The organism is Streptomyces sp. NPDC006739 (assembly GCF_042869815.1).
Classification (GTDB): Bacteria; Actinomycetota; Actinomycetes; order Streptomycetales; family Streptomycetaceae; genus Streptomyces.
Map to the genome: position 1 here is coordinate 381,901 of NZ_JBIAGM010000002.1, position 7,179 is coordinate 389,079.

Here is a 7,179-nt window from a genome sequence, read left to right on the forward strand (position 1 = left end):
AAGTGCGTTCAGTGACCTGTTGCACAGCGGGCGCGCGGCCGCGCCCCGCCGGGCGGTGCCCTTACAGAGCCGTGGAACGGGGGGCTAGGGTGGCGACCGTACACGCACTCGCGGGAGCCCGGACGCACCGGGCTGAGAGGGAGGCTGGCGGCCTCCGACCGTACGAACCTGATCCGGGTCATGCCGGCGAAGGGAGGGGCTGGACGCCCATGTCGTCACGTACGTCAGACGTCCTCGTCATCGGGGGCGGGATCATCGGCCTGGTCACGGCCTGGCGCGCCGCGCAGCGCGGGTTCCGCACGGCCGTGGTGGACCCCGAGCCGGGCGGCGGGGCCGCGCGGGTGGCCGCCGGGATGCTGGCCGCGGTCACCGAACTGCACTACGGAGAGCAGACCCTGCTGGGGCTCAACCTGGCCTCGGCCCGCCGCTACCCGGACTTCGCGGCCGAGCTGACCGAGCTGACCGGCCAGGACCTCGGCTACCGCCGCTGCGGCACCCTCGCCGTCGCTCTGGACGCCGACGACCGCGCCCATCTGCGCGAGCTGCACGCCCTCCAGCGGCGCTCGGGCCTGGAGTCGGTGTGGCTGTCCGGGCGGGAGTGCCGGCGCCTGGAGCCGATGCTCGCGCCGGGCGTGCGCGGCGGCCTGCGGGTCGACGGCGACCACCAGATCGACCCACGACGGCTGGCCACCGCGCTGGTGGCCGCGTGCGAACGGGTGGGGGTGGTCTTCCACCACGCCTGGGCCGAGCGCCTGCACGTCGTACGGGACCGCGCGGCCGGCGTCCGCACGGCGGACGGCACCGAGCTGGGTGCGGGCCGGGTGGTGCTCGCGGGGGGCAGTCTGAGCGGGCGGCTGGCGGGCGTGCCGGAGCACGTCCTGCCGCCGGTGCGGCCGGTGAAGGGGCAGGTGCTGCGGCTGGCCGTGCCCCGGCGGCACGCGCCGTTCCTGAGCCGGACGGTGCGGGCGGTGGTGCGCGGCAGCCATGTCTACCTGGTGCCACGGGAGAACGGCGAGCTGGTGGTCGGGGCGACCAGCGAGGAGCTGGGCTGGGACACGACGGTGACGGCGGGGGGCGTGTACGAGCTGCTGCGGGACGCCCACGAGCTGGTGCCCGGCATCACCGAGCTGCCGCTGACCGAGACCCGGGCGGGGCTGCGGCCCGGCTCCCCGGACAACGCGCCGCTGCTCGGACCGACCGAGCTTGACGGGCTGCTGCTGGCCACCGGGCACTACCGCAACGGCGTACTGCTCACCCCGGTCACCGGTGACGTCCTCGCGCACGCGCTGAGCACCGGTGATCTGCCGGACGAGGCGCTGCCGTTCACCCCGAGGCGGTTCGCCGCCGCGCGCTCGGAGCAGCCGGCATGAACATCTCCGTCAACGGGGAGCCCCGGGAGTTCGCGCCCGGCACGGCTCTCGACACCGTCGTGCGTGCCCTGACCGCGGCGCCCTCCGGGGTGGCCGCCGCGCTCAACGAGACCGTCGTCCCGCGCGGGCAGTGGGCGGCGACCGCGCTGTCCGAGGGTGACCGCGTCGAAGTCCTCACCGCCGTCCAAGGAGGCTGACCATGGCCGACGATCCCTTCTTCCTCGGCGGTGCGTCCTTCGCGTCCCGCCTGATCATGGGCACCGGCGGCGCCCCGAGCCTGGACGTCCTGGAGCGGGCGCTGGTCGCCTCCGGCACGGAGCTGACCACCGTGGCGATGCGCCGCGTGGACCCTTCCGTGCACGGCTCGGTGCTCTCGGTGCTGGAGCGGCTGGGCATCGGGGTGCTGCCGAACACGGCGGGCTGTTTCACCGCCGGGGAGGCCGTGCTGACCGCCCGGCTGGCCCGGGAGGCGTTGGGCACCGACCTGATCAAGCTGGAGGTCATCGCCGACGAGCGGACGCTGCTGCCGGATCCGGTGGAGCTGCTGGACGCGGCGGAGACGCTGGTGGACGACGGTTTCACGGTGCTGCCGTACACGAACGACGATCCGGTGCTGGCGCGGAAGCTGGAGGACGTGGGCTGTGCGGCCGTGATGCCGCTCGGGTCGCCGATCGGGTCGGGGCTCGGGATCCGCAATCCGCACAACTTCCAGCTGATCGTGGAGCACGCGCGCGTGCCGGTGATCCTGGACGCGGGGGCCGGTACGGCGTCGGACGTGGCGCTGGCCATGGAGCTGGGGTGCGCGGGTGTGATGCTCGCCTCGGCGGTGACGCGGGCGCAGGAGCCGGTGGTGATGGCCGAGGCGATGAGGCACGCGGTGGAGGCCGGACGGCTGGCCCGGCTCGCGGGACGCATCCCCCGGCGGCATTTCGCGGAGGCCTCCTCCCCCGCCGAGGGACGCGCTCGCCTGGACCCGGAGCGCCCCGCCTTCCCGTGACCCAAGCGTCACAGGTGTGCTGCATTCCGTCCCCCGGACGGAGCAGCCGGTGGGACTGTCGGTCCCGGCTCGTAGACTCGCCTGCGTGGATACGACCCTTCAGGACCCTCTCGTCGGGCAGGTGCTCGACGGCCGCTATCGCGTCGACGCGCGGATCGCCGTCGGCGGGATGGCCACGGTCTACCGGGCCCTGGACACCCGGCTGGACCGGGTGCTCGCGCTCAAGGTGATGCATCCGACGCTGGCGGCCGACGGGTCGTTCGTGGAGCGGTTCATCCGGGAGGCCAAGTCGGTGGCCCGGCTCGCCCACCCCAACGTGGTGCAGGTCTTCGACCAGGGCACCGACGGGTCGTACGTGTACCTCGCCATGGAGTACATCGCCGGGTGCACCCTGCGGGACGTGCTGCGCGAGCGCGGGGCGCTGCGGCCCAGGGCCGCGCTGGACATCCTGGAGCCGGTGCTCGCCGCGCTCGGCGCCGCGCACCGGGCCGGGTTCGTGCACCGGGACATGAAGCCGGAGAACGTGCTGATAGGGGACGACGGCCGGGTCAAGGTCGCCGACTTCGGGCTGGTGCGCTCCGTGGACACCGTCACCAGCACCACCGGCTCGGTCCTCGGCACGGTCTCGTACCTGGCGCCCGAGCAGATCGAGCAGGGCTCGGCGGATCCGCGCGTGGACGTGTACGCCTGCGGTGTCGTCCTGTACGAGATGCTGACCGGCCAGAAGCCGCACGCGGGGGACTCCCCGGCCCAGGTGCTGTACAAGCACATCCACGAGGACGTGCCGCCGCCCTCGGCCGCCGTGCCGGGACTGGCGTACGCACTGGACGAGCTGGTCGCCGCGGGTACGGCCCGCAACCCGGACCTGCGGCCGTACGACGCGGTGGCGCTGCTGGCCCGGGCGCGGGACGCCCGCGCGGGCCTGAGCGAGGAGCAGCTGGACGCCGTACCGCCGCAGGCGCTCGCCTCGGAGCACGACATCGCGCAGGACCGTACGAGCGTGATCCCGCGCTCGCTGACGGTGCCCCGGCCGCTGCCCGTCGGCGAACCCGACGAGGTCGCGGCGGCGGTCGACCGGACCAGCCGGTTCGAGGCGCCGCCCGTTCCCGAGCGGCGGCGGCCGACGCGGTCCCGGCGTGGACTGGTGACGGCCGTCCTGGCCGTGCTTCTGGTGCTGGGGCTGGGCGGCGGGGTCTGGTACATCAACTCCGGCCAGTTCACGAAGGTCCCGGCGCTCCTGGCGCGGACCGAGGCGGAGGCGCGGCAGCGGCTGAAGGCGGCCGGTCTGGAGGTCCGGGTCACGCGGGCGTACAGCGACACGGTGCGGCGCGGCTCGGTCATCAGCACCGATCCCCAGCCCCGCGCCCGTATCCGGGCCCACGACACGGTGACCCTGACCGTCTCGCGCGGCCCGGAGACGGTGCGGGTGCCGGACCTGGCGGGCGTCCCGCTGGACAAGGCGCAGGAGCGGCTGAGGAAGGCCGGTCTCGAACCGGGCATGATCACCCGGGACTTCAGCGCGGACGTTCCCAGCGGCTCGGTGATCTCCACCTCCCCGCAGGCGGGCACCACGCGGCACGCGGACTCGGCGATCGCGCTCACCGTCAGCAAGGGCAGTCCCGTCGACGTGCCGGACGTCACCGGTGAGGACGTGGACAGCGCCAGGCAGGACCTGACGGACGCCGGGCTGAAGGTGCGGGTCTCCACCGACCAGGTCAACTCCGACTTCGACAAGGGCCAGGTCGCCCAGCAGAACCCCGCGGGCGGCGGCCAGGCCGCCACCGGCGACACGGTGACCCTGACGCTGTCCAAGGGGCCGGTGATGGTCCAGGTGCCGGACGTGGTCGGGGACAGCGTCGACGACGCGAAGAAGCAGCTGGAGGCGGCCGGCTTCAAGGCCGAGGAGGACCGCGGTCTGCTCGGTCTGTTCGGCGACACGGTGAAGAAGCAGTCGGTGGACGCCGGCCGGACGGCCCCCAAGGGGTCGACGATCACGATCACCATCCGCTGACGAGGACGCGGACAGGGACGGGGACGGGGACGGGGACGCCCACGCGGGCGCGGGCGGGCGTGCCCACCCGGTTCGGGGGCCGTCCCACCCGTGCTGGCATGCTGGGTGGGTCATGACCTCACTGCCCTCACTGCCCTCCCTGTCCCCCTTGTCCTCCCGCCCCGCTCCGCGCAATCCCGTCGGCGGTCACGTCCCCGTCGCCGGCGGTCTGCACACCGTGGGGATCGGCTACGCCCATGATCTGAAGGCCGAGACCGTGCAGGTCTTCGTCGCCAATCCGCGCGGGTGGGCGACGCCCGCCGGGAACCCCCGGCAGGACGAGGCGTTCCGTCAGGTGTGCGCGACGGAGTCGATCCCGGTCTACGTGCACGCGCCGTACCTGATCAACTTCGGGTCGCACACCGAGGCGACCGTGGAGCGGTCGGTGGAGTCGATGCGGCACTCGCTGCGGCGGGGGCGGGAGATCGGCGCGCTCGGGGTGGTGGTGCACACCGGGAGCGCGACCGGTGGCCGGGAACGGTCGGTGGCGCTGAAGCAGGTGCGCGAGCGTCTGCTGCCGGTGCTGGACGAGCTGACCGGGGACGACGACCCCTTCCTGCTGCTGGAGTCCACCGCCGGCCAGGGCGCCTCCCTGTGCTCGCGGACCTGGGACTTCGGACCGTACTTCGAGGCGCTGGACGCCCATCCGAAGCTGGGCGTGTGCCTGGACACCTGCCACGTCTTCGCCGCCGGACACGACCTGACCGGCCCGAGCGGCATGCACCAGACCCTCGATCTGCTGGTGGACACGGTCGGCGAGGGCCGGCTGAAGCTGATCCACGCCAACGACTCCAAGGACGTGGTCGGCGCCCACAAGGACCGTCACGAGAACATCGGCTCCGGCCACATCGGCGAGGACCCCTTCCGCGCCCTGATGACCCACCCCGCCACCGAGGGCGTCCCGCTGGTCATCGAGACCCCGGGCGGCAAGGAGGGCCACGCGGCGGACGTGGCGCGGCTGAAGCGGCTCAGGGACGGCTGAGGCGGCTCGGGGAGGGACGGCTGACGCCGTTCACAGCTCCGGGCCCTCCCCCGGCTCCTCCTGGTAGGAGTAGCGCTGTTCCCGCCAGGGGTCGCCGACGTTGTGGTAGCCGCGTTCCTCCCAGAAGCCCCGGCGGTCGGCGGTCATGTACTCGATGCCGCGGACCCATTTGGGGCCCTTCCAGGCGTAGAGGTGGGGGACGATCAGACGGACCGGGAAGCCGTGCTCGGCGGTGAGGAGTTCGCCGTCCTTGTGGGTGGCGAAGATCGTGCGCTCGGAGGCGAAGTCCGACAGGCGCAGGTTCGAGCTGAAGCCGTACTCCGCCCAGACCATCACATGGGTGACGTCGGGCGCCGGAGGGGCCAGGTCGAGGACCGTGCTGGCCGGGATGCCGCCCCACTCCGCGCCGAGCATGCTGAACTTCGTCACGCAGTGCAGATCGGCCACCACGGTGGTGTACGGCAGGGCGGTGAACTCCTCGTGGTTCCAGCACCCTTTGTCGCCGTCGGCGGTGGCACCGAAGACCCTGAAGTCCCAGCGCTCGGGCCGGAACTTGGGTACCGGACCGTAGTGCGTGACCGGCCAGCCCCGCTGCAGCCGCTGCCCCGGCGGAAGCTCGGACCCTGCCGCTTCTCCAGATTCGCGCTCCACCGGATGACCCATGTCTCCATCCTGACAGACCCCGGGCGGTGCACCTGACCAGGCATCCCTACAAACGGACAACTCACCACAAGACCGCCCTTACTCACTAAGCCCGCACTTACTGGACGATCTTCTATGTCGGTGCAATCATGCGGCGGCACGCCTCCCCCGTCCCCCGGTATGGAAGGAGCCTCTGCGATGCAGGGCGATCCCGAGGTCATCGAGTTCCTCAACGAGCAGCTCACCGGCGAGCTGACCGCGATCAACCAGTACTTCCTGCACGCGAAGATGCAGGAGAACTTCGGCTGGACGAAGCTCGCCAAGTACACCCGGCACGAGTCGTTCGACGAGATGAAGCACGCGGAGGTGCTCACCGACCGGATCCTGTTCCTGGAGGGGCTGCCGAACTACCAGCGGCTGTTCCATGTACGGGTGGGGCAGACCGTCAGGGAGATGTTCGAGGCGGACCGGCAGGTCGAGGTCGAGGCGATCGACCGGCTCAGGCGCGGCATCAAGGTGATGCGCGACAAGGGTGACATCACGTCCGCGAACATCTTCGAGAGCATCCTCGCCGACGAGGAGCACCACATCGACTACCTCGACACCCAGCTCGAACTGCTGGAGAAGCTCGGCGAGGCGCTCTACCTCGCCCAGCTGATCGAACAGCCGGAGAGCTAGGCCGCCTCGTCCAGGCCGTCCAGGGCGTCCGGGGTGCCGGGGCCGGACAGGGCGGAGAGCACCGGCCGGCCCTGGTCGGCCGCCTCGCGGCGGGGGCAGGCGCCCCGGCCGAGGATCGCCTGGATGCGGCGGACGCAGGAGCCGCAGTCCGTGCCGGCCTTGCAGGCGGAGGCAATCTGGCGGGGCGTGCAGGCGCCGTCCTCCGCATGCCGCTGGACCTGCGCTTCGGTCACTCCGAAGCAGCTGCAGACGAACACGCGGATCCACCTCCCGCCGAGATCAATAAGGCAAACCTAACCTTACCCGGGATCGGGTGGCCGGAAAAGTGGAGTGGGGGGGGGGGGGGGGGGTGTTTGGCGCCCCCCCCCCCCCCCCCCCCGGGGCGGGGGGGGGGCCCCCCCCCCGCCGGGGGCCCCCCCGGCGGGGGGGGGGGGGGGGGTGTGGGCGGGGGGGGCGGGCG

The 7,179-nt window shown here is 72.6% G+C and carries 8 protein-coding genes and 1 riboswitch; of the genes, 6 read left to right on the forward strand and 2 right to left on the reverse strand.

What is annotated here, in order from left to right:
• Positions 1-100 precede the first annotated feature (100 nt).
• Positions 101-212, forward strand: a riboswitch (TPP riboswitch).
• The 5 genes from thiO to ACFYMM_RS05150 all read left to right on the forward strand — a co-directional run bounded on the left by thiO (position 210) and on the right by ACFYMM_RS05150 (position 5,399).
• Complete coding sequence (gene thiO / locus ACFYMM_RS05130) at positions 210-1,370, forward strand: glycine oxidase ThiO (protein WP_388383973.1); 1,161 nt, start codon at positions 210-212, stop codon at positions 1,368-1,370. (Overlaps the previous riboswitch by 3 nt.)
• Positions 1,367-1,567 (forward strand): sulfur carrier protein ThiS, encoded by a 201-nt coding sequence (gene thiS / locus ACFYMM_RS05135; RefSeq protein ID WP_388383975.1) that lies wholly within the window; start codon positions 1,367-1,369, stop codon positions 1,565-1,567. Before thiO ends, thiS begins: the two co-directional genes overlap by 4 nt.
• 2 nt (positions 1,568-1,569) lie before the next feature.
• Positions 1,570-2,367, forward strand: a complete 798-nt coding sequence (locus ACFYMM_RS05140) for a thiazole synthase (RefSeq protein ID WP_388383977.1) — start codon at positions 1,570-1,572, stop codon at positions 2,365-2,367.
• 85 nt (positions 2,368-2,452) lie between these two features.
• Positions 2,453-4,378 carry a Stk1 family PASTA domain-containing Ser/Thr kinase gene (gene pknB, locus ACFYMM_RS05145; protein ID WP_388383979.1) on the forward strand — a complete coding sequence of 642 codons (1,926 nt, stop codon included), beginning with the start codon at positions 2,453-2,455 and terminating at the stop codon, positions 4,376-4,378.
• 112 nt (positions 4,379-4,490) lie between these two features.
• Entirely contained in the window at positions 4,491-5,399 is a 909-nt protein-coding gene (locus tag ACFYMM_RS05150; RefSeq protein WP_388383981.1) for a deoxyribonuclease IV, read from the forward strand.
• Between the two features lie 30 nt (positions 5,400-5,429).
• On the opposite strand, the gene ACFYMM_RS05155 is transcribed toward ACFYMM_RS05150, so the two are convergent.
• A complete protein-coding gene (locus ACFYMM_RS05155; protein WP_388383983.1) occupies positions 5,430-6,062 on the reverse strand; it encodes a sulfite oxidase-like oxidoreductase in 633 nt (210 codons plus the stop codon).
• 177 nt (positions 6,063-6,239) lie between these two features.
• On the opposite strand from ACFYMM_RS05155, the gene bfr reads away from it, so the two are divergent.
• Positions 6,240-6,719, forward strand: a complete 480-nt coding sequence (bfr, locus tag ACFYMM_RS05160; protein ID WP_388383985.1) for a bacterioferritin — start codon at positions 6,240-6,242, stop codon at positions 6,717-6,719.
• On the opposite strand, the gene ACFYMM_RS05165 is transcribed toward bfr, so the two are convergent.
• Positions 6,716-6,976 carry a bacterioferritin-associated ferredoxin gene (locus tag ACFYMM_RS05165; RefSeq protein ID WP_388383987.1) on the reverse strand — a complete coding sequence of 87 codons (261 nt, stop codon included), beginning with the start codon at positions 6,974-6,976 and terminating at the stop codon, positions 6,716-6,718. The genes bfr and ACFYMM_RS05165 overlap by 4 nt on opposite strands.
• Positions 6,977-7,179: the final 203 nt, after the last annotated feature.

What these genes read in the sequence shown, in the direction of transcription:
- thiO (WP_388383973.1), top strand. Translation starts at nt 210, where the DNA reads ATGTCGTCACGTACGTCAGACGTCCTCGTCATCGGGGGCGGGATCATC.
- thiS (WP_388383975.1), top strand. Translation starts at nt 1,367, where the DNA reads ATGAACATCTCCGTCAACGGGGAGCCCCGGGAGTTCGCGCCCGGCACG.
- ACFYMM_RS05140 (WP_388383977.1), top strand. Translation starts at nt 1,570, where the DNA reads ATGGCCGACGATCCCTTCTTCCTCGGCGGTGCGTCCTTCGCGTCCCGC.
- ACFYMM_RS05150 (WP_388383981.1), top strand. Translation starts at nt 4,491, where the DNA reads ATGACCTCACTGCCCTCACTGCCCTCCCTGTCCCCCTTGTCCTCCCGC.
- ACFYMM_RS05155 (WP_388383983.1), bottom strand. Translation starts at nt 6,062, where the DNA reads ATGGGTCATCCGGTGGAGCGCGAATCTGGAGAAGCGGCAGGGTCCGAG.
- bfr (WP_388383985.1), top strand. Translation starts at nt 6,240, where the DNA reads ATGCAGGGCGATCCCGAGGTCATCGAGTTCCTCAACGAGCAGCTCACC.